General features: G+C 67.2%; 22 protein-coding genes. 18 read left to right on the top strand and 4 right to left on the bottom strand.

The window, feature by feature from the left end; genetic code table 11:
* Window positions 1-94 precede the first annotated feature (94 nt).
* The 4 genes from rodA to ROV93_RS20785 all read left to right on the top strand — a co-directional run bounded on the left by rodA (window position 95) and on the right by ROV93_RS20785 (window position 6,018).
* Window positions 95-1,189: a rod shape-determining protein RodA gene (gene rodA, locus ROV93_RS20800; protein ID WP_072167190.1), complete on the top strand. Its 1,095-nt coding sequence runs from the start codon at window positions 95-97 to the stop codon at window positions 1,187-1,189.
* A 1,094-nt stretch (window positions 1,190-2,283) separates the two neighbouring features.
* Complete coding sequence (gene mltB, locus ROV93_RS20795) at window positions 2,284-3,429, top strand: lytic murein transglycosylase B (protein WP_061479687.1); 1,146 nt, start codon at window positions 2,284-2,286, stop codon at window positions 3,427-3,429.
* Entirely contained in the window at window positions 3,426-4,697 is a 1,272-nt protein-coding gene (locus ROV93_RS20790) for a septal ring lytic transglycosylase RlpA family protein (RefSeq protein WP_053498246.1), read from the top strand. The genes mltB and ROV93_RS20790 overlap by 4 nt, the downstream gene beginning before the upstream one ends.
* A gap of 100 nt (window positions 4,698-4,797) precedes the next feature.
* On the top strand, window positions 4,798-6,018 hold the full coding sequence (locus ROV93_RS20785; protein ID WP_061479685.1) for a D-alanyl-D-alanine carboxypeptidase family protein: 1,221 nt from the start codon (window positions 4,798-4,800) through the stop codon (window positions 6,016-6,018).
* Between the two features lie 244 nt (window positions 6,019-6,262).
* On the opposite strand, the gene ROV93_RS20780 is transcribed toward ROV93_RS20785, so the two are convergent.
* Window positions 6,263-7,321: a lipid A deacylase LpxR family protein gene (locus ROV93_RS20780; RefSeq protein WP_080376906.1), complete on the bottom strand. Its 1,059-nt coding sequence runs from the start codon at window positions 7,319-7,321 to the stop codon at window positions 6,263-6,265.
* 351 nt (window positions 7,322-7,672) lie between these two features.
* Between ROV93_RS20780 and ROV93_RS20775 the strand changes: the two genes are divergently transcribed.
* From ROV93_RS20775 to gnd, 7 genes are all read left to right on the top strand, one after another.
* Window positions 7,673-7,951 carry a YbeD family protein gene (locus ROV93_RS20775; RefSeq protein ID WP_065196483.1) on the top strand — a complete coding sequence of 93 codons (279 nt, stop codon included), beginning with the start codon at window positions 7,673-7,675 and terminating at the stop codon, window positions 7,949-7,951.
* Complete coding sequence (lipB, locus tag ROV93_RS20770; protein ID WP_072167188.1) at window positions 7,939-8,649, top strand: lipoyl(octanoyl) transferase LipB; 711 nt, start codon at window positions 7,939-7,941, stop codon at window positions 8,647-8,649. The genes ROV93_RS20775 and lipB overlap by 13 nt, the downstream gene beginning before the upstream one ends.
* Before the next feature lie 18 nt (window positions 8,650-8,667).
* Complete coding sequence (lipA, locus tag ROV93_RS20765) at window positions 8,668-9,678, top strand: lipoyl synthase (protein WP_072167187.1); 1,011 nt, start codon at window positions 8,668-8,670, stop codon at window positions 9,676-9,678.
* A gap of 270 nt (window positions 9,679-9,948) precedes the next feature.
* A complete protein-coding gene (locus ROV93_RS20760) occupies window positions 9,949-12,126 on the top strand; it encodes a carboxy terminal-processing peptidase (protein ID WP_072167186.1) in 2,178 nt (725 codons plus the stop codon).
* A gap of 234 nt (window positions 12,127-12,360) precedes the next feature.
* Window positions 12,361-12,951 carry a DUF2242 domain-containing protein gene (locus ROV93_RS20755; RefSeq protein ID WP_072167185.1) on the top strand — a complete coding sequence of 197 codons (591 nt, stop codon included), beginning with the start codon at window positions 12,361-12,363 and terminating at the stop codon, window positions 12,949-12,951.
* 2 nt (window positions 12,952-12,953) lie between these two features.
* On the top strand, window positions 12,954-14,204 hold the full coding sequence (locus ROV93_RS20750) for a hypothetical protein (protein WP_072167184.1): 1,251 nt from the start codon (window positions 12,954-12,956) through the stop codon (window positions 14,202-14,204).
* 10 nt (window positions 14,205-14,214) lie between these two features.
* Entirely contained in the window at window positions 14,215-15,120 is a 906-nt protein-coding gene (gene gnd, locus ROV93_RS20745; RefSeq protein WP_072167183.1) for a phosphogluconate dehydrogenase (NAD(+)-dependent, decarboxylating), read from the top strand.
* 184 nt (window positions 15,121-15,304) lie between these two features.
* Here gnd and ROV93_RS20740 read toward each other — a convergent pair whose 3' ends face one another.
* Window positions 15,305-16,348, bottom strand: coding sequence for an oxidoreductase (locus tag ROV93_RS20740; protein WP_072167182.1), 1,044 nt, complete (start codon window positions 16,346-16,348; stop codon window positions 15,305-15,307).
* A 172-nt stretch (window positions 16,349-16,520) separates the two neighbouring features.
* Between ROV93_RS20740 and ROV93_RS20735 the strand changes: the two genes are divergently transcribed.
* The 4 genes from ROV93_RS20735 (at window position 16,521) to ROV93_RS20720 (ending at window position 20,909) form a co-directional block, all read left to right on the top strand.
* Window positions 16,521-16,907, top strand: a complete 387-nt coding sequence (locus tag ROV93_RS20735) for a BON domain-containing protein (protein WP_072167181.1) — start codon at window positions 16,521-16,523, stop codon at window positions 16,905-16,907.
* A gap of 231 nt (window positions 16,908-17,138) precedes the next feature.
* Window positions 17,139-18,956 carry an ATP-binding protein gene (locus ROV93_RS20730; RefSeq protein ID WP_072167180.1) on the top strand — a complete coding sequence of 606 codons (1,818 nt, stop codon included), beginning with the start codon at window positions 17,139-17,141 and terminating at the stop codon, window positions 18,954-18,956.
* On the top strand, window positions 18,953-19,393 hold the full coding sequence (locus ROV93_RS20725) for a response regulator (RefSeq protein WP_005411057.1): 441 nt from the start codon (window positions 18,953-18,955) through the stop codon (window positions 19,391-19,393). Before ROV93_RS20730 ends, ROV93_RS20725 begins: the two co-directional genes overlap by 4 nt.
* A gap of 4 nt (window positions 19,394-19,397) precedes the next feature.
* Window positions 19,398-20,909, top strand: coding sequence for a hybrid sensor histidine kinase/response regulator (locus tag ROV93_RS20720; RefSeq protein ID WP_005419354.1), 1,512 nt, complete (start codon window positions 19,398-19,400; stop codon window positions 20,907-20,909).
* An 80-nt stretch (window positions 20,910-20,989) separates the two neighbouring features.
* On the opposite strand, the gene ROV93_RS20715 is transcribed toward ROV93_RS20720, so the two are convergent.
* Window positions 20,990-21,730, bottom strand: a complete 741-nt coding sequence (locus tag ROV93_RS20715) for a 20S proteasome subunit A/B (protein WP_061479677.1) — start codon at window positions 21,728-21,730, stop codon at window positions 20,990-20,992.
* 89 nt (window positions 21,731-21,819) lie between these two features.
* On the opposite strand from ROV93_RS20715, the gene folK reads away from it, so the two are divergent.
* Window positions 21,820-22,305 carry a 2-amino-4-hydroxy-6-hydroxymethyldihydropteridine diphosphokinase gene (gene folK / locus ROV93_RS20710; RefSeq protein WP_312541175.1) on the top strand — a complete coding sequence of 162 codons (486 nt, stop codon included), beginning with the start codon at window positions 21,820-21,822 and terminating at the stop codon, window positions 22,303-22,305.
* A gap of 59 nt (window positions 22,306-22,364) precedes the next feature.
* On the opposite strand, the gene ROV93_RS20705 is transcribed toward folK, so the two are convergent.
* Window positions 22,365-23,102 carry a pteridine reductase gene (locus ROV93_RS20705; RefSeq protein ID WP_072167179.1) on the bottom strand — a complete coding sequence of 246 codons (738 nt, stop codon included), beginning with the start codon at window positions 23,100-23,102 and terminating at the stop codon, window positions 22,365-22,367.
* Window positions 23,103-23,161: 59 nt separating this feature from the next.
* On the opposite strand from ROV93_RS20705, the gene ROV93_RS20700 reads away from it, so the two are divergent.
* Window positions 23,162-24,346 carry an SAM-dependent methyltransferase gene (locus ROV93_RS20700; protein ID WP_072167178.1) on the top strand — a complete coding sequence of 395 codons (1,185 nt, stop codon included), beginning with the start codon at window positions 23,162-23,164 and terminating at the stop codon, window positions 24,344-24,346.
* Window positions 24,343-24,735 (top strand): hypothetical protein, encoded by a 393-nt coding sequence (locus ROV93_RS20695; protein ID WP_072167177.1) that lies wholly within the window; start codon window positions 24,343-24,345, stop codon window positions 24,733-24,735. The genes ROV93_RS20700 and ROV93_RS20695 overlap by 4 nt, the downstream gene beginning before the upstream one ends.
* Window positions 24,736-24,825 lie beyond the last annotated feature (90 nt).

The following is a 24,825-nucleotide window of genomic DNA, read 5'->3' as shown; positions in this document are numbered from 1 at the left end:
CGACTGCCGGAAATGCAGTCGAGCATGGCTCGACTCTACAAACGCAGAACCACAATGACAGCTTCACGCAAGCACCCGTTGCTACCGTGCCCGCGTGAAATGGAAACGACTGCTTGGCAGCTGCCGTGAGGCGCTGCGCACGATCGATCTGCCGTTGCTGGGCGCGTTGTTGATCCTGATGGGCGCCGGCCTGGCGGTGCTGCACAGCGTGTCCGGCCCGGTGGCCGGGCAGGCGGCACGCTTTGCCGGTGGGCTGTTGGCGATGTGGCTGCTGTCGCGTGTTTCGCTGCTGCGATTGCGTGCATGGACCCCTGCGATCTACGCGCTGTCGATGCTGCCGCTGATGGCGGTGTACGTCATCGGCACCGGCAAGTACGGGCAGCGCTGGCTGAACCTCGGCGTGTTCTACCTGCAGCCGTCCGAACTGCTCAAGCTCAGCCTGCCGCTGATGATGGCGTGGTACCTGCATCGGCAACCACTGCCGCCCTCGCCGCGCACGGTATTGACTGCCGCGCTGCTGATCGGCATGCCGGCGGTACTGATCCTCATGCAGCCCAACCTCGGCACCGCCACGTTGGTCACTGCCAGTGGCGTGTTCGCGTTGTTGCTGGCGGGCTTGCACTGGGGCTGGTTGGCGACCGGGGCGGCAGGGCTGGCAGTGGCTGCACCCCTGGCGTGGTTCGGCTTGCTGCGGCAATACCAGAAGGATCGTGTGCTGACCTTCCTCGACCCGGCGGCCGACCCGCTTGGTACCGGCTGGAACATCCTGCAATCGCGCATCGCGATCGGTTCCGGGGGCTGGCAAGGACGTGGCTGGGGGCAGGGCACGCAGGCCACGCTGGATTTCCTGCCCGAGTACACCACCGACTTTGCGTTCTCGGTGCTGGCCGAAGAGTTTGGCTGGATCGGCGTGGCGACGCTGTTCGCGCTGTACCTGTTCGTGGTGGGGCGTTGCCTGTGGATTGCGGTGCACGCGCGCGACACGCACGCGCGATTGCTGGCCGGTAGCCTGGGGCTGGCGTTCTTCGTCTACGTGCTGGTGAACGGCGGAATGATTTCCGGCCTGCTGCCGGTGGTTGGCATTCCGATGCCGCTGATCAGTTATGGCGGGACATCCGCTGTCTCGTTGCTGGCCGGCGTCGGGTTGGTGATGGCGGTACGCGGGCACCGGCCCGTGCACGGCGGATAGGAGTTCCAGCCAACGGCGCCGCCCCTCGTGGGTTGTCGTGTAACGCGGCTCATGTGTGGGGCGGGCGCGGTGGGTTCGCGGGACACGCCGTAAACCCCCCTCTGGGGTCCGGCCCAGCCGCTGGCGGCTGTGCGTTCGGGCGCTTGCGAAGCAGTGCTTCGCAAGCAAAGCGCCCTCACCCCTGGGGGCTCGACGGCGCCATCCATGGCGCCAACGGTCCCGCGAACCCACCGCGCCCGCCCCCTTACAGTTTTTGTGCGCGTCTACCCACGGAGAAGAAAAAGAAGGTCAACAGCGGATCGCAGCGCTGCGCTTGCTCGCGTAGAGCCGAGCCCATGCTCGGCTTCCCGGACAGGCCGGAAAGCAGCCGAGCGCGGGCTCGGCTACAGAAAGCGGCCAGCCAGGCCAGGCTGCTTTTGATTTTGATCTTCTCTTCTTCTCCGTGGGTGGACGCGCCCGGAACCTGTCCGTGGCCGGGTAGATGGGCTGCGCAGGGGCGTGAGCCGCATGGATGCGGCGGCCGAGCTTACATGGACGTACTTGCAGCGGCCCCTGCGCAGCCCATCCACCTGGCCTCACCCGTGAGCTGCCTGTCGAGGCGACCCACGAGGGGCTGCGCCGTTGGCCGGAGACTTCCTGGCGCTGCGCAATGCCCGTTGTGGAAGCGTTCTCACAACAATGCGACGCAACACGCTCTCCGACCAAAGTCCGCGAAAAACGTTAGCTGGTTCACATTTTTACACCGCGTTGATCTTGATCAATGGACTTGTCGTAATCGGCCTGCACAATGGCGGCCCGTTCGGCACGGCGCGCCGTCAATCGACGCAGCGCGAGGGGGCGTCGGGCGGGAGCAGTACTGATCCAACGGGTACAGGGAGCGCGGGGAACTGCCACTGGGGAGCGGCAGCCGCGCAGGTACCGACCGGATCCGGTCGCCGGTTGCGTCTGCGGGGATGGGGACGCAACCGGCCACCTCTATCTGAATGGGGAAGCTCGATCACGACGTCTTCACATTTCCCGCTGAACGTGGGCAAATCGTTGTGATTCATAGTGTTAGGGGTTTTAATTCATCCATGACCTGCTAACCTGCGACGATGATTCGACGCACTCTGGCCTGCATGCTCACCCTCGGCCTGGTCGCCTGCGCGACCCAGCCGAAGTCCCCACCGTCTCCGCCCCAGGCCAGCAGTACGCCGCGCCAGCCCGCCACCAAGGCCCACGGCCCGGCCGAGGCCGCGCCCGAAGCGGCCGCTGCTACAGCGCCGCCGGTCGATCTCACCCCGGTGCCGTTCGAGGTCGCACGGGCCCGCTTTGTTGCCGATACGGCCAAGCGCTATGGCCTGAAGCCAGAGCAGATCAGCAGCGTGCTCGACCAGGCGCAGGTGCGCCAGCCGATCATCGCCGCCATGTCGCGCCCGGCCGAACGGGTCAAACCGTGGAACGAATACCGGCCGATGTTCATCAGCAAGGCACGCATCGATGGCGGCCGTGCGTTCCTGGCCCAGCATCGTGCCGAACTGGATCGCGTGCAGCAGCGCACCGGCGTGCCGGCCGAAGTGATCGTGGCGATCATCGGCGTGGAGACCAGTTACGGGAAAAATGCCGGCAACCACCGCGTGCTCGATGCGCTGTACACGCTGGCGTTCTACTACCCGCGCAGTGGCGACCCGGCCAAGCTGGAACGCGAAGTGCGTCGCGAGCTGTTCTTCCGCGATGAGCTGGCCAAGCTGTTCGAGCTGGGCCGTGAGGAAAAGCTGGACATCACCACGCTCAAGGGCAGCTATGCCGGTGCGATGGGCATGGGCCAGTTCATGCCGTCCAGCTATCTCGATTACGCCGTGGACGGTAATGGCGATGGCCGTCGCGACCTGTTCACCAGCTACGACGATGTGTTCTCGTCCATCGCCAATTATTTCGTGAAGAAGGGCGGCTGGGTCCGTGGTGGCCAGGTGGCCGTACCGGCCACGCTGGCGCCGGGGCGCGAGGAGTTCAACCCGACCGAATGGATGCCGACCTGGTCGCTGGCCGACCTGGCGCAGCGCGGCTACCAGCCCAGCGCTGCGGTGCAGCCGGGCGCCACCGCAACGCCGATCACGCTTGAGGGCAGCACCGGCAAGCAGTACTGGCTGGGCTTCCAGAATTACTACGCGATCACCCGCTACAACCTCTCGAAGATGTACGCGATGGCCGTGTTCCAGTTGTCCCAGGCCATCGCCGGACAGGAGCTGCCCCCGGCATGAACATCAGATGGCTGGTCCCGAGCTTGATCGTCCTCGCGCTCGCTGCCTGCAGCAGTGCGCCGAAGAAGCCGGCCACGGCCGGCCACGGTGGCAAGCCCAGCGGCACGGTGGTGCAGGGTCGCGGCTCGCGCCCGGCGCATTGCCCGGAGGGCTCGCCCTATGCCGCGGCCAAGGAAGACCCGAACACGCGCGGCAACTACACCGCCGGGGGGCTGTACAAGCCCGGCGTGCGTGACAGCACCCCGGACTACATTCCCAACGTCGCCTGCATTCCCGAGCCGGAAGTGACCGCCGAAGAGCGTTCGGCCATCGGCAACAAGTCGCCGTACGTGGTGCTGGGCAAGTCGTACAAGGTGCTCGACGACACCCGCAACTATGTCGAGCGCGGTACGGCCTCGTACTACGGCGCCAAGTTCCACGGCCGCCTGACCTCCAACCGCGAGGTCTACGACATGTACCAGTTCACCGCCGCGCACAAGACGCTGCCGCTGCCCAGCTTCGCCCGCGTCACCAACCTGGACAACGGCGAGTCGGTGATCGTGCGCGTCAACGACCGTGGCCCGTTCCATGATGGCCGCGTGGTCGACCTCAGTTATGCCGCCGCGGTGCGGCTGGGCATCACCCAGCGCGGTACCGGCAACGTGGAAGTGCGTGCGCTGCAACCGGGCGAGAGCAACCTGCTGGCCCAAAAGCCGTCGCGCCGCGAGCGCCGTGCCGCCGAAACGGCTGTCGCGGCGGCCAGTACGCGCCCGGTAACGGCTGCGCGTGCCACCGCCGACAGCGACATTGATCGCCTGGTCAAGCGCCTGCCGGCCGACGCCATGCCTGCGCGTGGCCAGCCGGCCACCACCCAGGGCGTGGCCAGCGCCGTGCCGGACGTGGCGGTCAGCAGCCTGCCGCCGAGCGCACCGCCGGCGCGCAGCGCCCCTGTGGCACCGGTTGCCGTCGCCAGCGCGGCGCCGCGCGCGGTCACGCCGGCGCCGGCGCGTACGACGCCGGCCACACCGACGGCCCCCAGCCTGTCGCAGCAGGTGGTAGGCGCAGTGATGGTGCAGGTCGCCAGCTTCTCCAGCCGCGACAATGCCAACCGCGCAATGGGCCAGCTCAACGCCGCCGGCATCGTTGGCGCGACCATCAGCGACATCGCCGCCGGTGGCCGCACCCTGTTCCGCCTGCGCGTTCCCGCCAGCGACCATGCCAGTGCCGCGGAACTTGTCGGCCGCATTGCCGGTCTGGGCCTGGGTTCGCCGCAGATCGTCAAGGATTGACCCGCCCGGGCCGGTGCTGCCGGCCCATGCCGCCCCGGCCTTACAATGGCCACTACGTTCCACCCTCCATTCCTGGCCGTCCCCTGGAGCCTGCTGTCCAATGAATTTCCGTTCCGCCGCCACCGCCCTGGCCGCCACCCTAGTGGTGGGCCTGGCTTCCGCCCAGACCCCGCTGCCGACCCCGGCCACGCCGGCGCCCGCCGCCGCCGCTGCCGCCCCGGCCACCGTTGCCACCCCGCCGGCGCCGGTGCCGAGCGTATCCAAGGCCTGGGTGCTGATGGACTACGCCACCGGCCAGGTGCTGGCCGGCGAGAACATCCACGAGCAGCTCGCGCCGGCCAGCATCACCAAGGTGATGACGTCCTACGTGGTTGCCGCCGAGGTCAAGAACGGCAAGGTCCGTGCGGATGACCAGGTGATGATGAGCGAGCGCGCCTGGCGCGAAGGCGGCGCCGGCACCGATGGCAGCTACAGCGGCTTCCCGGTCAACCAGACCGCACGCCTGGAAGACATGGAAAAGGGCATGGCGATCCAGTCCGGCAATGACGCCGCGATCGCCCTGGCCGAGCACGTGGCCGGCAGCGAAGAAGCCTTTGCGTCGCTGATGAACAGCTACGCCGCCAAGATCGGCATGAAGAACTCGCACTTCGTCAACGCCCACGGCCTGACTGCCGAAGGCCACCACAGCACCGCCTACGACCTGGCGCTGCTGGGCCGCGCGATGGTGCGTGATTACCCGGAAACCTACGCGTACAACAAGATCAAGGAATTCCAGGTCGGCAACATCAAGCAGCCGAACCGCAACCTGTTGTTGTGGCGCGACGGCAGCGTGGACGGTATCAAGACCGGCCACACCTCCGAAGCCGGTTACTGCCTGATGAGTTCGGCGCAGCGTGGCGACCAGCGCCTGATCGCCGTGGTATTGGGCGGTGCGTCGGAAAAGCAGCGCGCCGATGACAGCCTGGCCCTGCTGAACTGGGGCTTCCGCTTCTTCGAGACCCACCGCCTGTACGAGCCGGGCAAGGCCGTTGCCGAGCACAAGGTCTGGAAGGGCACCACCGACAAGGTGCAGCTGGGCGTGGCCCAGCCGATGCTGGTGAGCGTGCCGCGCGGCCGCTACAACGACCTGAAGCCGAGCATCGATGTGCCCAAGACCCTGGAAGCACCGTTCACCGCCGGCCAGCAGATCGGCACCGTGAAGGTCACCCTGGATGGCAAGGTCGTCGCCGAAGCGCCGCTGGTGGCCGTGGCCGCCGTCGAGCAGGCCGGCTTCTTCAAGCGCCTGTGGGACAGCTTCTGGATGTGGTGGGAATCGGAATGATCCACGCCCCGGCGTGGTGAACGAAAAGGCCGGCGAATGCCGGCCTTTTCTGTTTCGGGATGCCGGTTGCGTGCGGATGCGGGTAGTGCCGGCCGCTGGCCGGCTCCGCTTGAACCCATCCGGATGTGCCAACAGCCGGCCAGCGGCCGGCACTACCCTCAGCCGCTCGCTTACAGCGAGCGATGCAATAACCGGTGTGCCGACCAACGGTCGGCACCTACCCGCTTCACCATCAGCCCCTCGCCTACAGCGACCGGCTGATGGTGAAGCTGCCGAACACCGGCGCCTCGCGCTGGCCGTTGAACTCGCGCGTGCTGTGGTAGCGCGCGGCGGCGAACTTCCAGCGGCCGTACATCACCGCCACGCCGTACCCGCCGTAGGCCACCACATGGCGCTTGTCCACGCTGTGACTGTTGCGGAAGGTGTTGCCATCGAGGGTGATATCGCGGATCACCCAGGCAGCGTCCGAGGTCGCGAACAGGTGCCAGGACCACCCACTGGGGCGGCCGCGGCGGGTCGGCGCGGTGTTCTCGCCGGCCGGGCGCAGCGGCGTGCTGCCGAAGTCGTCTGGCAGCTTCCAGCCAAAGCGCACTTCACCGCCGAAATTGGCCTTGGTTTCCAGGTTGCCGATCGACCCGCCGTAGTGGCTGATCGCGTCCCAACCCCAACCGTCGGCATTGACGCTGGCATCGCCCGGCCAGCGGCGCATGCGCTCATGGGTCAGCATGAACAGTGGTTCGTTGTGCAGCTGGTTGTCCCAACCCTTGAATTTTTCGTCGCCCAGCACGTCGTGCACGGCATTCTGCACCTGCTTGCCCTGTGCCCACGGACCGACCACGCCCAGTGTCAGCTGGGTGGTCTGCAGGCGGTCGCCGCTGCGCGCATTGAAACCGAAGTTCGCGATCAGCACGCCGGCGTAAGGGCGGTCGTCCTCGATCAGGTCCCTGCGAGTGAAATCGGTCGGGGTGAAGATCCCCTGGCCGATGCTGAAGATCATGTTCTGCTGTTCGAACTTGCCCGGATGCAGCCCTTCCAGGTACCGGTTCACCCAGCGCGCCATACGCGGCAGGCAGGGGTCGTCGGTGTAATCGACCAGATTGGGGGAGACTAGGGTCAACAGCGCACCGTTGGTATAGCCCTGGTCCTGGTGGCGGCCGCCGAACAGGTCGTTGTCGACGCGGAAATTGACCTGCGGCGGGTGGTCGCGCATGGCGTCCGGGCCACATTGTTCGGCCGCCTGGGCGGCAAGGGGGAGGGCAGAGGCCAGCAGGCCGGCGAGCCCGAGAGCTGCGACACTACGCATGGATGGAATGCTCATGGGGAAGGGGGCGGTTTTCAGTCGTTTTCTGCAACGCTACGGTACTCGTGCCCGCGCGTCGGAACGAGCACGTCCGGATCACTTGTCTGTTCCGAAAACAACATTGTCCGGCGGGCACAATTTGTTACCCGCGTACGCGCCGCAGGCCGGGCGTGAAGGCGGTCGCGGGCCGCCCGTACGATGTTCGCGTTGGTGACGGTCAGGAGATTGCAGTCAGCTGCCGTTGGGCCTCAGGCCCGTCCCTTTGGGCCGCCTGCAACGCAGCAGACCGCCGGTGCGGTCCTGGCGTTGATGAATACTCTTGGGTTTGTTGCCCTGCGGCCCGATAATGGGGCCATGGAAATCAAGTCCGACAACCCCGACCACGGCTTCCAGTTCCCCGGCCAGTTCGAGCTCAGCGCCATGGGCCCGGCCAACCGCGGCCTGGAGCATGAGCTTCCCCGCCTGTTGCTGGCCGCCGGCATCGATGTGGTGAACGAACGCATCAGCTGGAAGCACTCCTCCAACGGCAAGTACGTGTCCGTCCGCATCGTGTTCAAGGCCGGGAGCCGCGAACAGTACGACCTGGCGCACCAGGCGCTGCGTGACCACCCGGAAGTGAAGTGGACGCTGTAGCCGACTCCTGCCCGGCCGAAGCCGCCCCGGAGGACCGTGCGCCGCGTCCGGCGCTGGTCCGTGACCTCGGCCGCCAGCCGTATGAACCGGTGTGGCGCGCCATGCAGCGCTTCACCGACCAGCGAAGCGACGCCGATGCCGACGAGCTGTGGGTGGTCGAGCACGATCCGGTGTTCACCCTGGGCCAGGCCGGCAAGGACGAGCATGTGCTGGCGCCGGGCGACATCCCCGTGCTGCACGTGGACCGCGGCGGCCAGGTGACCTATCACGGTCCCGGCCAGATCGTGATCTATCCGTTGCTGCGCCTGCCACGGCTGGGCATCGGTGTACGCGATTACGTGTGCCGCATCGAGCAGGCGCTCATCGATACCCTGGCCGAGTGGAACATCGGCGCCGAACGCCGCGAGGGCGCCCCGGGCGTCTACGTCGGTGGTGCCAAGATTGCCGCACTCGGCATCCGCGTGCGCCGCGGCTGCACCTTCCATGGGCTGGCCTTCAACGTGGCCATGGACCTGGAACCCTTCCACCGCATCAATCCCTGTGGCTATCAGGGGTTGCAGGTGACCTCGGTGCTGGACTTGGGCGGCCCCTCCGGGATGGACGCCGTCAAGCCAGTGCTGCTGGACCACCTGGCCCGCCAGTTTGGCCTGCTGCTGCAGCACACGCCCGAACGGCCCGATCTTTCTGCGGCCGCCTGACCGCCCCCCGGAACTGCCATGACTGAAACCACCGCCCGTTCCATTCCCCTGCAGATCGTGCAGGGCGATTCTCCGTCCACCGCGCCGTTGCAGGCCGGGGTCAAGCAGCTGGGCGGTGACAAGATCAACCGTTCGCCGGTGCAGTTCGCCGACGCGCCGGTACTGCGCAAGCCGTCCTGGATCCGCGTGCGCATTCCTTCGGGCAATGCCGTGCAGAACCTGAAGGCCAAGCTGCGCGAGAACCGCCTGGTGACCGTATGCGAGGAAGCCAGCTGCCCGAACATCCACGAGTGCTTCGGTCATGGCACCGCCACCTTCATGATCCTCGGTGAGGTCTGCACCCGGCGCTGCTCGTTCTGCGACGTGGCCCATGGTCGCCCGAAGCCGCCGGATGCCAACGAGCCGGCCAGCCTCGGCCAGACCGTGGCCGACATGGGCCTGAAGTACGTGGTGGTGACCAGCGTCGACCGCGATGACCTGCGCGACGGGGGTGCCCAGCACTTCGTTGACTGCATCACCGCCATCCGCGAGAAGTCGCCGGGTACCCGCATCGAGGTGCTGACCCCGGACTTCCGCGGCAAAGGCCGCATGGAACGTGCGCTGGAGATCCTGGCGCAGAACCCGCCGGATGTGTTCAACCACAACATCGAGACCGTGCCGGACCTGTACCGCAACGTGCGCCCGGGTGCGGACTACCAGTGGTCGCTGAACCTGCTGAAGAACTTCAAGGCGCAGCACCCGGACGTGCCGACCAAGAGCGGCATCATGCTGGGCCTGGGCGAGGACTTCGAACAGATCAAGGCCACGATGCGTGACCTGCGCGCGCACGACGTGGACATGATCACCATCGGCCAGTACCTGCAGCCGACCGCGCACCACCACCCGGTGCTGAAGTACTGGACCCCCGAGGACTACAAGGCGCTGGAAGACTACGGTTACGAGCTGGGCTTCAGCCATGTGGCGTCCGGCCCGATGGTGCGCTCCTCGTACCACGCCGACGTGCAGGCCAAGGGCGCAGGGGTTTCCTGACACCCTCCCGGTGGGTGGGAGCTGCTTCTCCTGTGGGTGCGGACCGTTGGTCCGCACACCTCTGCCTGCGGTAGAGCCGAGGGGGGGCGGGGCCCCCCCCCCCCCCCGGGGCCCCGGCCTCTACATGCATTCACAATTTGCTACACCGGCCCGGCTAGGCTGGTTTTCCACCGAGCGCGGCCGGGTGACAAACCCGGCAACTTTCGGCACTGTCGGGGTGTCTGAACACCCTGCAGTCTCCCCCTTGGCAAGGCGCCTTCGAGCACGTCAATGAAATTCAAAGCCCCCGCATTCCTGATGGCCCTGGCGCTGGTCGCGCCGCTGGCGCTGGCGGCCAAGGCCGACTCGCCTGCATTGCCCGCTGCGGCAACTGCCGATCAGGTGACCACCTCCAAGCTGGTATATGGCCTGTTGTCCGACAGTCGTTACGCCTACCGCCCGCGTGCGCTGGACGAGGCCACCTCCAAGGACGTGTTCAAGCGCTATCTGGAGACGCTGGACGGCGCCAAGCAGTATTTCACCCAGGCCGACGTGGCGCGCTTCGCGCCCTTCGAAGCCAACATCTCCTCGGCCATCCGTGGCGGCGAACTGGAACCGGCGTTCCAGGTGTTCGCGGTCTACAAGCAGCGTGTCGGCGAACGTGTGGCCTTTGCGCGCAAGCTGCTCAAGCAGGAGCCGGACTTCACCACCGACGAGCGCTTCGAGTACGACCGCAAGAAGGTGCCGTGGGCGGCCAGCAGCGCCGAGCTGGATGAGCTGTGGCGCAAGTCGGTGAAGAACGACTGGCTGCGCCTGAAGCTCGCAGGCAAGAAGCCGGACGATATCCGCAAGACGCTGGACAAGCGCTACGCGACGCTGGAGAAGTCGGTCAATGAGCTGAAGGGCGAAGACGTCTTCCAGTTCTTCATGAATTCGTACACCAGCGCGGTTGATCCGCACACCGATTACTTCACCCCGCGCACGGCCGAGAACTTCAACCAAGCGATGTCGCTGTCGCTGGAAGGCATCGGTGCGCAGCTGCAGCGCCAGGACGACGTGGTGGTGATCCGCGAGATCATCGCCGGCGGCCCGGCTGCGGTGGACGGCACGCTGAAGCCGGGTGACCGCATCGTCGGCGTTGGCCAGGGCAAGTCTGGCCAGGTCGAGGACGTGATCGGCTGGCGCATCGACGATGTGGTGGCCAAGATCCGCGGCGCCAAGGACACCCAGGTCAAGCTGGAGTTCATTCCGGCTGCCGAAGGTGCCGACGGCAAGCACCACACCCTGGTACTGACCCGGCAGAAGGTGCGCCTGGCCGAACAGGCCGCCAAGGGCGAGACCATGACCATTCCGGCCGCCAACGGCGAGCCGGCACGGAAGATCGGCGTGATCAAGCTGCCGACTTTCTACCAGGACTTCGAAGGCCGTCGCCGCAACGCCGCCGACTATGCTTCGGCCACCCGCGACGTGGCCAAGCTGCTGGCTGGTTTCAAGAACGACAAGCTGGACGGCGTGGTGCTGGACCTACGCAACAATGGCGGCGGTTCGCTGGATGAAGCCATCGAACTGACCGGCCTGTTCATCGAGCAGGGCCCGGTGGTGCAGGTGCGTGAGTCTGGTGGCCGCGTCACCGTCAACAGCGACCGCAACCAGGGTGTGGCGTGGGATGGCCCGCTGGCGGTGCTGATCAACCGCGGTTCGGCCTCGGCCTCGGAGATCTTCGCCGGTGCGATCCAGGATTATGGTCGTGGCCTGGTGATCGGTGAAACCAGCTTCGGCAAGGGCACCGTGCAGAACATCGTCGACCTCGACCGTTGGCCGAGTGGCGAGACCCAGCGCTTCGGCCAGGTCAAGCTGACCATCGCCCAGTTCTTCCGCATCAGCGGCAGCAGCACCCAGCACAAGGGCGTGGTGCCGGACCTGGCCTTCCCGGCCAGCGTCGATGCCACCGAGTTCGGCGAGAGCACCTACGATAACGCCCTGCCGTGGACCCGCATCGCCGCCGTGCCGCACACCCAGTACGGCAACTTCGCGCCGCTGCTGCCGAAGCTGGAGGTCCGCCACGACGCGCGAATCGCCACCGACAAGGAATTCCAGTGGTGGAACGAGGACGTGCAGCAGTTCCGGACCGAGGCGGCGAAGAAGTACATCTCGCTCAACGAGGCCACCCGTCGCGCCGAACGCGAGCGCCAGGACGCCCAGCGCAAGGAACGCCAGCTGCAGCGCAAGGAGCTGGGCCTGGCCCTGGACCCGCTGGCCGATGACAGCAGTGATGATGGCCTGACCGGCAACGAACGCGACATCGTGAAGGATGCCGCCCGCGAGAAGGCCGCCGAAAAGCGTCCGGACCCGCTGCTGCGCGAGTCGGCCTCGATCCTGGCCGACGCGGTGAACCTGCTGGCCAATGACCGTCCGCTGTCGGCCCAGGTGCTGCCGCAGTCCACCGGCGCGGGGCGTTGGGCGGACTGAGCCGGAGGCGGCGCACGACATCCGCAGGGGCCGGCATTGCCGGCCCCTATCTGTTTGGGAAGCCCATTCCCGGTCGCGCCGGGCCATGCCCGGGCCAATGAAGTGCCGCAAACGACTTGATCCCCTCCGTCCCCTTTTACGTGCATGAACCGGGAGCAACGTGGGGGGGCATATCGACCTGCCGCACACGGGGGCGGGACTACCCTTGGTGCTTCCGTCCTCGCAGGAGTACCCATGCGGGCCTCCCGTCTTTCCCGCGCTGCCATGGCCTGCGCCAGCGCCTTGATCCTTTCGGCCTGTGGTGGCCGCGCCGCCGACAGCACCGTGCTGCGCGAGTCTTTCGATTCCGGCGATACCTTCTCGCGCACCGTTGAGGGACGCCCCGGCGAAGCCTGCGAGGCCGCGCGCCGCACGCTGCTCAGCCAAGGCTATGCCATCGCCCGCTCCGATGACGCACAGGTGGAGGGCAACAAGAACTTCCAGCCGCGCGAGGATGACCATGAGCAGCTGGTGCTGCGCATCTCCTGCGCCCCGCGCGGCAGCCAGACGCTGGTGTTCGTCAGTGCCGTGCAGGACCGCTACGCGCTGAAGAAGAGCCCGACCTCGGCCAGCGTCGGTGTGGGTGCGCTGGGCTCGGTGTCGCTGCCGTTCGGCAGCAACGACGACTCGCTGGTGAAGGTGGCCAGCAGCACGGTCACGGATGCCGAGTTCTATCGTCGCTTCTTCCAGCGCCTGCAGCAGTATCTGCCGGCCGCGGCTGGCACGCCATCGCCATCGCCGGCAGCGGCGCCGGAACCCGCACCGGCGGTCACGGACCAGGGCTGAGTGTGCGCGGCAGGTGGCTGATTGCAGCCCTGCTGGCGCCCGCGTGGGTCGTGGCAGCGCCATCCCCGGACTGTACGCAGGGCCTGCTGCAGCGGTTGGGGTGGCGCTTCGAAGAAGCGTCCCTCACCGCGCCGCAGGTGCGCGGTGGTCCCGTATGTACGCGTGCCTCGCTGGCTGATTCACAGGCGGCCGGCGACCTGCAGGTGCGGTGGCCGGCGGCGCTGCCCGCTGCCGCTCGGCAGGCACTGCTGCAGCAGCTGCTGGATGACCCCGCCACCGTCTGCGCCTATGCCTTCGAGCTGGGGGCGGCCACGCGGCGCGCGACTTCGGCATTGCAGGGCAATCCCACGTTCCGCTTCTCCGGCCCGCAGCTGGGATGGATCGGCTTCGGATTGCAGGGCGCACCGGCACAGGGTTGGCAGCGTACGCGCAGTTTCGGTCGTGGCTTCGTGCCCCGCGCGGGCAACAGCCATGCGCTGCAGGCGTTCTACAGCGGTGCCGTGCGTGCCGAATGCGGTGTCGGCCGCCAGGTCGCACAGCTGGCCACCCAGCGCGAGCTGTATGGCGATGCTGCGTTCGACACCGGGTTCGCAGCGGAGGAACTGTCGATCGGCACCTTCCTCGCGCTGCACGACACCGACAGCATCCTGCTCGGCGCGCATGCGGGCGACCTCTTCGCCGATGGCAAGGCGGTGCGCACCTCGGCGATGGGGCGGCAGGCGTTCGTGGGCGTGCCCGGTTTCATCGAACATGTGTACGACAAAGGCACGCTGGACGACCTGAGCAACCAGGCCGAGAACTTCGTGGTGGTCGAGGTGGGCGAGGGCGCTGCGCAGGCGCTGGCGCTGCACGCCGGCCTGGCCTGGTACGACCAGCGCAATGCCGAGCTCTGGAAACTGGCGCAGGACATTCCGCGCGCCGGCCAGCGCTATTTCGAGCGCCTGCTGTTCGAGCGCGATCCACAGCTGCGCGCACGCCTGGCACCGCGCTACCACGCGGCTCTGGTGCGCATGGATCAGCTGCTGGACGATCCGTTCTACCAGCAGTTCGTGATCTACGTGCATCCGCGCGGTATACGTCCTATCGGCTACCACATCGTCCGCCTGCTCGATCGCAACCCGAGAACGCCGTTTTCGATCGACCTGGCGGTGCACAATCTGCATACCACGCTCTACCGGCGTTGGCGCGAGGCGCAACTGCGCCACTGCGCGGCTACCGGCAGGCCAGGCAGCCTGACCCTAGACCCCAACTGAAGGTGAAACAATGGATATTGCAATGATCGGCCTCGGCCGCATGGGCGCCAACATGGCCCAGCGCCTGCATCGCGGCGGCCACCGCGTGGTCGGCTACGACCCGGGCGAAAGTGCGCGCCAGCGCGCTGCAGAGGCCGGCCTGGAAGTGGTTGATTCGCTGGCCGCCGCCGTGGCCGCGCTGCCGGTGCCACGCGTGGTGTGGCTGATGGTGCCGGCGGGTGAAACCGTCGACCAGACGCTGGGACAGCTGACCCCGCACCTGGCCGAGGGTGACATCGTCATCGACGGCGGCAACTCCAACTACCAGGACTCGATCCGTCGCGCCAAGGCGCTGGCGGAGGACGATCTGGGCTACGTCGACTGCGGCACCAGCGGCGGCGTGTGGGGCCTGCAGGAAGGCTACAGCCTGATGGTCGGTGGCGAAGCGCCGGTGGTGGAGCAGATCGCACCGCTGCTGCGCACGCTGGCTCCGGCGGAGGATCGCGGCTGGGCGCGTGTTGGTCCATCCGGCGCCGGCCATTTCACCAAGATGGTCCACAACGGCATCGAATACGGAATGATGCAGGCCTATGCCGAAGGCTTCGCGCTGATGGAGCGCAAGCAGGAAATGGAACTGGACCTGGCCCAGGTGGCCGAAGTCTGGCGCCACGGCAGCGTGGTGCGTTCGTGGCTGCTGGACCTGAGTACCGAAGCACTCAAGCGCAATCCGTCGCTGGATGGCATCGCGCCATACGTGGAGGATTCCGGCGAAGGCCGCTGGACCGTGGCCGAAGCCATCGCGCTGGACGTGCCGGCACCGGTGATCACGTTGTCGCTGCTGGAGCGCCTGCGTTCGCGCGAATCGAATTCGTTCACCGATCGCCTGCTGTCGGCGATGCGCAATGAATTCGGCGGCCACGCCATCAAGAAGTCGTAAGCACTGCGGTGGGGTCAGAGTCCTTCGGCGTTGCCGAAGGGATCCGACCCCGGGCAGATCGGGGTCGGATCCCTTTCCGCAGGAAAGGGCTCTGACCCCATGCAGCCAGTCGAGCATGGCTCGACTCTACAAAAGCCGTCTCTGATCGTTGCCACGTCATCCACGCATGGCGTGGATCTACTGGTCAGTCCAACGCGATCCGCCGCCCTTCGCGCGCGCTGTCCATGCCGGCCTGCAGCAGCCGCATCAACTGCAATGCCTGCATCGGGCTGACCGTCGCTTCGCCGTCGCCGTGCATCGCCGCTGCGAACTGCGCATACAACCGACGATAGTCGCCGGGCAGGTTGTCGACGGTGCTGCGCAGAACATTGTCTTCTGCATCACAGCGCACCAGTTCGCCATGCCGGGGATCGATGCCCCAACCGGGCGCACCCGGCGCTACGCCGCGGCGCAGCTGGGCCTCCTGCACATCCAGGCCGTACTTGATCCAGCTGGCCTTGCTGCCATGCACGCTGAAGTGCGGGGCAGGGGCAGCCACCAGCGAACCGGCATGCACGATGGCGCGATGCCGCGGGTAGTGCAGTACGGCGTGGAAGTAGTCGATGCCGGCGCCACCTTGGCGCTGCACGGCCAGATCCGCATCGATGGCGTCGGGCCAGCCGAACAGCACCAGCATCTGGTCCAGCAGGTGCGGGCCGAGGTCGTACCACAGGCCACTGCCTGGCCCGTCCTGTTCGCGCCAACGGTCGCGCACCTGCGGCCGGTAGCGGTCGAAATGCGCATGGCATTCGGCCACCTCGCCCAGCGTGCCTTCTGACAGCAGCGCCTGCAGCGTGAGGAAGTCGGCATCGAAGCGCCGGTTCTGGAACACGGTGGCGATGCGGCCGGCGTCGCGTGCTGCGGCCAGTACTGTTTCCGCTTCGGCTACATCCAGCGCAAAGGGTTTGTCGACCAGCACGTGCTTGCCGGCGGCCAGCGCGGCCATCGCCAGTGGCACGTGCTGTTCGTTCGGCGTGGCGATCACCACCGCATCCACCGCTGGATCGTCGAACACGTCCTGTGGCGTTGCACGCACGTGTACGTTGCTGAACGTGCGCAGCAACGTGTCGCGCTGCGAGCTGACGATGCTGTGCAGGACCAGGCCGGGCGTGTGCTGGATCAGAGGGGCATGGAAGACGCGGCCGGCGAGGCCGTAGCCGATCAGGGCCAGGTGCAGGTCGGGGCGCATGGCAGAGCTCCGGCTGGGGGGGAAGGGCAGGGTAAACGACGGATGCGGACAGCCCAAAACTGAACCGTTGCCGTTGGAAACGCTTCGATTCACGGCGGCATGACCGCGACGCCACGCCTGCTCTACGTGCGCTTGTCCAGACTGGCAGCACATCCCGAAGGAGAACGACACGATGAGCAATACCACTCGCACGCTGATTGCTTCTGCCCTGACGCTGGGCCTGGCACTGTCCTCCTCGGCCGCCTTCGCCAAGGACCCGGCCGCGAAGAGCCCGCCGGCCACCAGCGCACATCCGGCTACCCATGCGGATCGCCATGATTCCAACGAACCGGTGACCGACAGCTGGATCACCACCAAGGTGAAGGCGGACCTGCTGACCAGCAGCAACGTCCCCGGCACCGAGATCAAGGTGGAAACGGTGAACGGCGTGGTCAGCCTGAGCGGCACCGTGGCCACCCAGGCCGAGAAGGACAAGGCGGTCACCACCGCCAAGGGCATCAAGGGCGTGACCCGCGTCGATGCCGCCGCATTGAAGGTCAGCGCTGCCGCCAAGCGCTGAACCGGTTGGGCGCCCCCGCGTGGGGCGCCCGCTGACCTGTAGAGCCGAGCCACGCTCGGCTGGAACTCCAAGGCAGCCGAGCATGGGCTTGGCCCTACAGGTCTGATTGCCAACCCGTTCAGCCGACCGCGCTGGAAATTCCAGAGTTGTGACCGCCTGCGCTATATTGCCGGTTCCGCCGCAACCGGGTTCGGCCCGGCCAATGCGTCGCGGCAGAGCTGAAGAGGAACTATGGCGCTGGTTTTCAGTGACGACATCTGGGACCGCTGGCGGTTGCCGGCTTTGGCGCTGGCCGCCGCCGCGATCATCGTGGTGCCGTGGTTGACCCTGCGTAAACTGCAGCAGGACAGCGAACAAGCGATGGCCTGGGTCAACCACACCCAGGCCGTGGGCGTGGCACTGCAGCAACTGCAGGCAGATGTGCGCGACGTTGAATCGGCCGCGTTGACCCTGTCCAAGGGCGTGGATGCCCCCGGCCTGCGCGAGCGCATGGCCCGCGCCGATGAAATTCCCGGGCGCCTGGCCGAACTGGGCCGGATGACCCGCGACAATCCCGACCAGCTGATCCGCATCGGTCGGATCGAATCGATGCTGGAAGGCCGCATGACACTCGCCCGCGAGCTGGCCAGGTCCGAGCCGAACAGCGACCAGCGCGAGCTGGTGCAGGACCTGAGTACGCGCTATCCCATCCGCGGGCTGGTGGAAGAACTGCAGGCCAGCGAGCAGAAGCTGCTGGCGCTGCGCGCCGAGCAGGCGGCGCGCCAACGCAAGCAGACCGAACTGGTGTCGTGGAGTTCGCTGATGATCCAGCTGGCGCTGCTCGGCCTGGTGCTGTGGCTGCTGCAGCGGCAGATCGGCCGTCGCCTGCATGCGGAGCGGCAATCGCTGCGCTCGGCTGCACGTGCGGCGTCGGTGCTGCAGACCGTGCGCGAACCGATCGTGCTGCTCGACCGCGACCTGCGCGTGCAGCTGCACAATCCAGCATTCGCTGAGCTGTACGGCCTGCAGGACGAGCGTGCCGACGGCCTGCTGCTGGAAAACGTTGGCGACAATGCATGGCAGGACCCGGTGGTCCGGCAGCGCCTGGCCGACGTACTGTCGCGCGGTCGCGAACTGTGGGACTTCGAGCACGAGCAGCGCACCGCTGACGGCGTGGTGCGCTACATGCTGCTCAACGCGCGGCGCATGCCGCTGCCCGACAGCGATGACGAGGTAGTGCTGCTGACCATCAGCGACGTCACCATGCAGCGCGCAGTGCAGCTGCGCGTGGAAGAGCTGAACCGCCAGCTGGAAGGCAAGGTTGCGCAGGTATCCGAGGTCAACCGCGAGCTGGAGGCCTTCAGCTATTCGGTCTCGCATGACCTGCGTGCACCGCTGCGCCACGTGGCCGGATTCTCCGACAAGCTGTCGCGCCACCTCGGCGATCAGGCCGATGACAAGAGCCGCCACTATCTGGACGTGATTTCCAGTTCGGCCCGGCGCATGGCAGCGTTGATCGACGACCTGCTGGTCTACTCGCGCCTTGGCCGTGCGGCGATGCGGCAGCAGGCGGTGGACATGCAGTCGCTGGTGGCCGACACCCGGGCCATGCTCGATTCCAACCTGCAGGCCGAGGCCGAGAACAGCGGCCATGTGCACCAGGTGGAGTGGAACATCGCGCCGCTGCCGATCGTGGTGGGCGACGAGAACATGATCCGCCAGGTCTGGCTCAACCTGCTCGGCAACGCAGTGAAGTACTCGGGCAACCGCGAGCCGGCGAAGATCCGCGTTGACTACCAGCAGCAGCCCGACGGCGGCCATCAGTTCACGGTCAGCGACAATGGTGCAGGCTTTGACATGGCCTACGCCGGCAAGCTGTTCGGTGTGTTCCAGCGCCTGCACAAGGCCAGCGACTATCCGGGGACCGGCATCGGCCTGGCCAGCGTGCGCCGCGTGCTGACCCGCCATGGTGGCCGTATCTGGGCCGAGGCCGAACCGGACGTCGGCGCCACTTTCCACTTCTACCTGCCTCCCGCGACCGACGCGGACAAACAAGGTCCCTCTGCATGACGACTCTGCGCACCATTCTTCTCGCCGAAGACAGCCCGGCGGACGCCGAAATGGCGATCGACGCCCTGGAAGAAGCGCGTCTGGCCAATCCCATCGTGCACGTCGAGGACGGCGTGGAAGTGATGGACTACCTGCTGCGCCGCGGTGCCTTCGCCAACCGCGAGGAAGGCTTGCCGGCGGTGCTGCTGCTGGACATCAAGATGCCGCGCATGGATGGCCTGGAAGTGCTGCGGCAGATCCGCGAGCACGAAGAACTCAAGCGGCTGCCGGTGGTGATCCTGTCGTCCTCGCGCGAGGAAAGCGACCTGGCCCGCAGCTGGGACATGGGCGTGAACGCCTACGTGGTCAAGCCGGTGGACGTGGACCAGTTCTTCGGCGCAGTGCAGACCCTGGGCAAGTTCTGGGCGTTGATCAACCAGGCACCGGAACTCGAGTGAGCCCATGCCCCTGACCGGTCCCGCCCTGGGGGCGCTGCGCATCCTGCTGGTGGAAGACTCACCGGAAGATGCCGAGCTGATGTCCGAACAGATGCTCGACGCGGGCCTGGAGGCCCGCTTCGAGCGTGTCGAGAGCGAGGCGGAACTGCGCCAGGCACTGGCGGTGTTCCAGCCGGACATCGTGCTGTCCGACCTGAGCATGCCGGGGTTCTCCGGTGACGACGCGCTGCGCATCGTGCGCGAGACCTCGCCGGAGGTGCCCTTCATCTTCGTCTCCGGCACGATGGGTGAGGAGAATGCGGTGGCGGCGCTGCAGAAGGGCGCCAACGACTACATCATCAAGCACCAGCCTGCGCGCCTGCCTTCGGCGGTCGCGCGTGCGATCCGCGATGCACGCAGTGCTGTCGAGCGCGCACGCGTGGAAACCGAACTGATGCGTGCGCAGCGGCTGGAAAGCCTGTCTCTGCTTGCCGCCGGGCTCAGCCACGACCTGCGCAACATCCTGCAGCCGTTGCTGATCATGCCGGACCTGCTGAAGGCCCGCACCGAGGATCCGCAGCTGCACCACCTGGCCGACGTCATCGCCGAGTGTGGCCGCCGCGGCCATGAGATGGCCGAGTCGATGCTGTCGTTCGTGCGTGGTTCGCGCAAGCCGAGCGAGCGCATCGAGATCGATGGCCTGTTCGATGCGGTGGCGCTGCTGTTGCGCAGCAACGTGCCCGATGCCGTGCGCCTGGAACTGCAGGTGCTGGATGAAGGCCTGGTAGTCGACGCCAACTACACCGAACTGCAGCAGGTAATGCTGAACCTGGCGCTCAACGCGATCCAGGCGATGCCCAACGGTGGCCGCCTGAGCCTGACCGCCAGCCATGCCGGCCAGCGCGATGGCGTGGACTGGATGCAGATCTGCGTGTCCGACGAAGGCATCGGCATGGATGCGGACACGCTGTCGCACCTGTTCAATCCGTTCTTCACCACCAAGGCCGATGGCACCGGCCTGGGCCTGATTTCCTGCAAGCGCATCGTCGAAGGCGCCGGCGGCAGCATCCATGTCAGCAGCCAACCAGGGCAGGGCACCTGCTTCGAGCTGCGCTTGCCGATGCACGAAGCCAGCGACGGCAGCGAGCCGATCGAGCAGCTGGTGGCCCTGGGCAGTGGCCAGTCGATCCTGGTGGTCGACGGCGAAGCCACGCGCCTGTCGCTGCTCGGCAACGCGCTGTCCAGCCAGGGGTATCAGCTGCAGCTGGCCTCCGATGGCCCGGCGGCGCTGCGCTGGATGCAGCAGGAGGCGATGCCGGCGCTGGTGATTGCAGACGCCGGCTCAAAGCTGCTGCCGGCCAGCCAGCTGCTGGGCGAGATGGCTGCGCTGGGCTATCGCGGCCCGGCGCTGGTGCTGGAGGACGCGGCGGTGGCGGTGCCTGCCGATGCCTTCCCGGCCGGCGTGGACGTCCATGTACTGCGCAAGCCGCTGCAGATGCAGCAGGTGTTCCGGGCAGTGGCCGAGGCGCTGGGCTGATGCCGCTGGGGTTCTGTGGAGCCGAGCCTATGCTCGGCTGCTGTTCGCATTGACCTCGACAGCCGAGCATGGGCTCGGCTCTACAGGGCGGTTTCCCAGGGGAACCGCGGCAGCGCGTCCACCGCCTGTTCCAGCCGCCGCGACCAGTTCTGGTGGATGTCGGCATACAGCGTGGAATCCGCGCCCAGCCGCAGCTGCTGGCCGATGCGCAGTTCACCGTCGCGCAGCAGCGCCAGGTCGATCGGCAGGCCTACCGACAGGTTGGAACGGATGGTGGAGTCCAACGAGACGATCGCCGTGCGGGCGGCATCCTCCAGGCGCGTGGCGGGGCTGAGGATGCGGTCGAGGATCGGCTTGCCGTACTTGGATTCACCGATCTGCAGGTAGGGCGTCTCCGGCGAGGCGGCTATGGCGTTGCCGAGCGGGTAGATCATGTACAGCCCGGGCCGCTCGCCGGCGATCTGGCCGCCGAAGATCAGCGTGGCCTGGGTGTTGACCCCGTCATGGCCGTGTTCGCTGTGGCTGCTGTGCACCTGGCTGTCCACCAGCAGCTGCCCCACATACGCGGCGGCTTCGAACAGGTGGGTCATGTCGCGCAGGTTGGGCACGCGCCGCTCTGCGGCGTCGCGGCCCAGGCGCGACACCAGCAGCTGGGTGGTGGCCAGGTTGCCAGCCGCCATCAGCACGTAGGCTGCCTGGCCGGGATATTCGAACACGTGCAGCTTGCGATGCACGCGTACATCGTCCAGCGAGGCATTGGTCCGGGTGTCGGCAGCGAAGACCAGGCCCTCGTCCACCTCGATTCCAACGCAATAGGTCATGTCGGTGCCCTATCATGTGCGTCCCGGATTGTAGGCAGGCCGCCGTGACGACGGCATGTCCACGCCCCCCTCGCTGCCACCTGAACCGCATGACGACCGTGCTCCTGAGCCTGGGCAGCAATGTCCAGCCCCGCCGCTACCTCCACGCCGCGGTGGCGGCCCTGCGCGAGCGCTTAGGCGCGCTGCAGGTCTCGCCGGCCTACCGTACCGCCGCGGTCGGCTTCGACGGCCCGGCCTTCCTCAACAACGCGGTGGCGATCGAGACGGACTTGCCGCTGCAGGAACTGGACGACTGGCTGCATGCGCTGGAAGACGCGCACGGCCGCGACCGTAGTGGGCCGCGCTTCTCCGACCGGACCCTGGATATCGACGTGGTGTTCTACGGCGACCTGGTGGTGGAAGGTCCCGGCCACCTGCGCATTCCCCGTCCCGAACTGAAGCATGCCTTCGTGCTGAAGCCGCTGGCCGACATCGCGCCCGACTTCATCGATCCGGTCAGCGGGCTGGACCTGGCCACGCTGTGGCGCGCGCACGCGCAGTTTGGGGAGGCGTTCGAGGTGGTTGACCTGGATTGATGGAGGTTGCCGGCAGCGGCCGGCATGACCGGTAGCGCCGGCCGCTGGCCGGCAACCTCTCAGCTGACCGTGCGCCCGCCATCCACGCGCAGCGTGTGGCCGGTGACGAAGCTGGCTTCGGCCACCAGCCAGTACACCGCTTCGGCGATCTCCTCGACCGTACCGATCCGCGCCAAAGGCGTGCGCGCCAGCAGGGCCTCGCGGGCGAAATCGTCCTTGCCCTGTTCCGGCCACAGGATCGCGCCGGGCGCCACCGCATTGACCCGCACCTTGGGCGCCAGCTCCAGCGCCAGCGAACGGGTGGCCATCTCCAGCGCGGCCTTGGCCATGGTGTAGGCGATGTGGTCGCGCATCGGGTCGGTGCCGTGCAGGTCGGTCAGGTTGACGATGCAGCCCTGCTGGCGGCGCAGGTAGGGCGCGGCCGCCTGTGACAACAGCAGTGGCGCGCGCGCATTGACTGCATACAGCTCGTCCATCGCCTCGGCGGTGATCTGGCCGAGCGGGGTGGCATAGAAGTTGGAGGCGTTGTTGACCAGAGCGTCCAGGCGGCCGAAGTGGGTAACGGCCTGTTCCACCAGGTCGGGCAGGGCGTCGGCGTCACGCAGGTCGGCCTGAAGGGCCAGCACGCTGCCGGGGCGCACGTTGTCGAAATCGAACGCGGCCTGCTGCAGTTCGGCGCTGGAGGTGTTGGCATGCAGTACCACCGACCAGCCACAGGCGTGGAACTGGCGGGCGATGGCCGCACCGATCCGGCGCGCGCTGCCGGTGATCAGGACCACGGGGTGGGTATCGCTCATCGAGGGTCCTCCAAGGCTCGGCTATCCTGTGCACCATTGTCACCGCATTCGAAGACGCCATGCAGCCCACCTTCCCCCTGCCCGACGCCGATGCCCTGGCCCACAGCGACCAGCTGGCGGCCGCCCTGCGCGCCGAAATCCTTGCGCAGGGCGGGGCGATGCCGTTCTCGCGCTTCATGGAGCTGTGCCTGTACACCCCAGGCTGGGGCTACTACAGCGCCGGCGCCAGCAAGTTCGGAGGCAGCGGCGACTTCACCACCGCACCCGAGCTCGGCAGCCTGTTCGCCGGCAGCGTGGCCAATGCGCTGGCGCCAGTGTTCGCCCAGCTGGGCGCGCAGGCCCGCATGCTGGAACTGGGCGGCGGTACCGGCGCCTTCGCCGAGGCCGTGCTGCTGCGCCTGGCCGAACTGGACGCGCTGCCATCGCGCTACGCCATCCTCGAACCCAGCGCCGACCTGCGCGAGCGCCAGCAGCAGCGCCTGCAGCAGAACCTGCCGGCCGAGTTGGCCGCGCGCGTGGGCTGGATCGACCGCCCGTTCGAGGAGGACTGGGAGGGCGTGGTGTTCGCCAACGAGGTGATCGACGCGCTGCCGACCCCGCGTTTCCTGATCCGGGACGGCGAGGTCTATGAGGAAACCGTCGAGCTTGATGGCGAAGGCAACTTCATCCGTGGCGCGCAGCCGGCTGACATCCTGCTCAACGGTGCGGTGCGCCACATCGAGCGCTACCTGGAAAAGCCCTTTGCCGACGGTTACCGCTCCGAGGTGCTGCCGCAGCTGCCGTACTGGCTGCAGGCAGTGGCTGGCGGCCTGCAGCGTGGTGCGATGCTGTTTGTCGATTACGGTTACAGCCGCAGCGAGTTCTACCAGCACGACCGCGACGATGGCACGGTCCGCGCGTTCTACCGCCACCACGTGCACAACGACGTGCATCGTTGGCCCGGCCTGCAGGACATCACCGCGTCGGTGGATTTCACCGCGATGGCCGAGGCGGGCATGCACGGTGGTTTCGAATTGGCGGGGTACTGCAGCCAGGCCAGTTTCCTGCTCGGCAACGGCCTGGACCAGGTGCTGCTGCTGGCCGAAGAGCGTACGGATGAGGTCGGCCGCATCCAGCTGCGTGACCAGGTGAAGAAGCTGACCCTGCCGACCGAGATGGGCGAGCGCTTCCAGGCCATCGGCCTGCAGCGTGGTGTCGATTTCGAGCCGGCGTTCGAACTGGGCGACCTGAGCTGGCGCCTGTGAGCAATGCGTTGCCGCTGATCAAGCCGCTGCGGCGGCCGCGGCTTTGGACCGCGCTTTGGACATTGGCGGTGTTGCTGGTGATCGTGGTCTGCCTGATCCCACCACCGCCGATCCCGCTGCCGGAAAACAGCGACAAGGGCGAGCACTTCCTCGCCTACTTCCTCCTGGCCGGCAGCGCGGTGCAGCTGTTCCGGCCGGGGCGCCCGCTGCTGTGGGTGGGCGTGGGGCTGGTGCTGATGGGCGTCGGCATCGAGTTCGCGCAGGGTACGCTGACCAGCAACCGCACTGCTGACCCGATGGATGCGCTGGCCAACACGATCGGCGTGCTGGCCGGCATGGCCACGGCACTGACCCCGTTGCGCGATCTGCTGATGCGCTGGCGGGGCTGAGGTTCCTGTAGCGCCGAGCCCGTGCTCGGCTCCCTCCCGAAAGGCAGCCGAGCATGGGCTCGGCTGTACAGTAGATCCACGCCATGCGTG

Origin of the sequence: Stenotrophomonas maltophilia group sp. msm4 (assembly GCF_032025605.1) — a bacterium.
Taxonomy (GTDB): Bacteria; Pseudomonadota; Gammaproteobacteria; order Xanthomonadales; family Xanthomonadaceae; genus Stenotrophomonas; species Stenotrophomonas sepilia.
The sequence above is the reverse complement of the archived record's forward strand: the minus strand, read 5'-3'. Positions and strand labels throughout refer to the sequence as shown.

Coding starts and splice junctions, on each gene's coding strand:
- mltB (WP_061479687.1), top strand. CDS start 2,284: ATGATTCGACGCACTCTGGCCTGCATGCTCACCCTCGGCCTGGTCGCC.
- ROV93_RS20790 (WP_053498246.1), top strand. CDS start 3,426: ATGAACATCAGATGGCTGGTCCCGAGCTTGATCGTCCTCGCGCTCGCT.
- ROV93_RS20785 (WP_061479685.1), top strand. CDS start 4,798: ATGAATTTCCGTTCCGCCGCCACCGCCCTGGCCGCCACCCTAGTGGTG.
- ROV93_RS20780 (WP_080376906.1), bottom strand. CDS start 7,321: ATGCGTAGTGTCGCAGCTCTCGGGCTCGCCGGCCTGCTGGCCTCTGCC.
- ROV93_RS20775 (WP_065196483.1), top strand. CDS start 7,673: ATGGAAATCAAGTCCGACAACCCCGACCACGGCTTCCAGTTCCCCGGC.
- lipA (WP_072167187.1), top strand. CDS start 8,668: ATGACTGAAACCACCGCCCGTTCCATTCCCCTGCAGATCGTGCAGGGC.
- ROV93_RS20760 (WP_072167186.1), top strand. CDS start 9,949: ATGAAATTCAAAGCCCCCGCATTCCTGATGGCCCTGGCGCTGGTCGCG.
- ROV93_RS20755 (WP_072167185.1), top strand. CDS start 12,361: ATGCGGGCCTCCCGTCTTTCCCGCGCTGCCATGGCCTGCGCCAGCGCC.
- gnd (WP_072167183.1), top strand. CDS start 14,215: ATGGATATTGCAATGATCGGCCTCGGCCGCATGGGCGCCAACATGGCC.
- ROV93_RS20740 (WP_072167182.1), bottom strand. CDS start 16,348: ATGCGCCCCGACCTGCACCTGGCCCTGATCGGCTACGGCCTCGCCGGC.
- ROV93_RS20735 (WP_072167181.1), top strand. CDS start 16,521: ATGAGCAATACCACTCGCACGCTGATTGCTTCTGCCCTGACGCTGGGC.
- ROV93_RS20730 (WP_072167180.1), top strand. CDS start 17,139: ATGGCGCTGGTTTTCAGTGACGACATCTGGGACCGCTGGCGGTTGCCG.
- ROV93_RS20725 (WP_005411057.1), top strand. CDS start 18,953: ATGACGACTCTGCGCACCATTCTTCTCGCCGAAGACAGCCCGGCGGAC.
- ROV93_RS20720 (WP_005419354.1), top strand. CDS start 19,398: ATGCCCCTGACCGGTCCCGCCCTGGGGGCGCTGCGCATCCTGCTGGTG.
- ROV93_RS20715 (WP_061479677.1), bottom strand. CDS start 21,730: ATGACCTATTGCGTTGGAATCGAGGTGGACGAGGGCCTGGTCTTCGCT.
- folK (WP_312541175.1), top strand. CDS start 21,820: ATGACGACCGTGCTCCTGAGCCTGGGCAGCAATGTCCAGCCCCGCCGC.
- ROV93_RS20705 (WP_072167179.1), bottom strand. CDS start 23,102: ATGAGCGATACCCACCCCGTGGTCCTGATCACCGGCAGCGCGCGCCGG.
- ROV93_RS20700 (WP_072167178.1), top strand. CDS start 23,162: ATGCAGCCCACCTTCCCCCTGCCCGACGCCGATGCCCTGGCCCACAGC.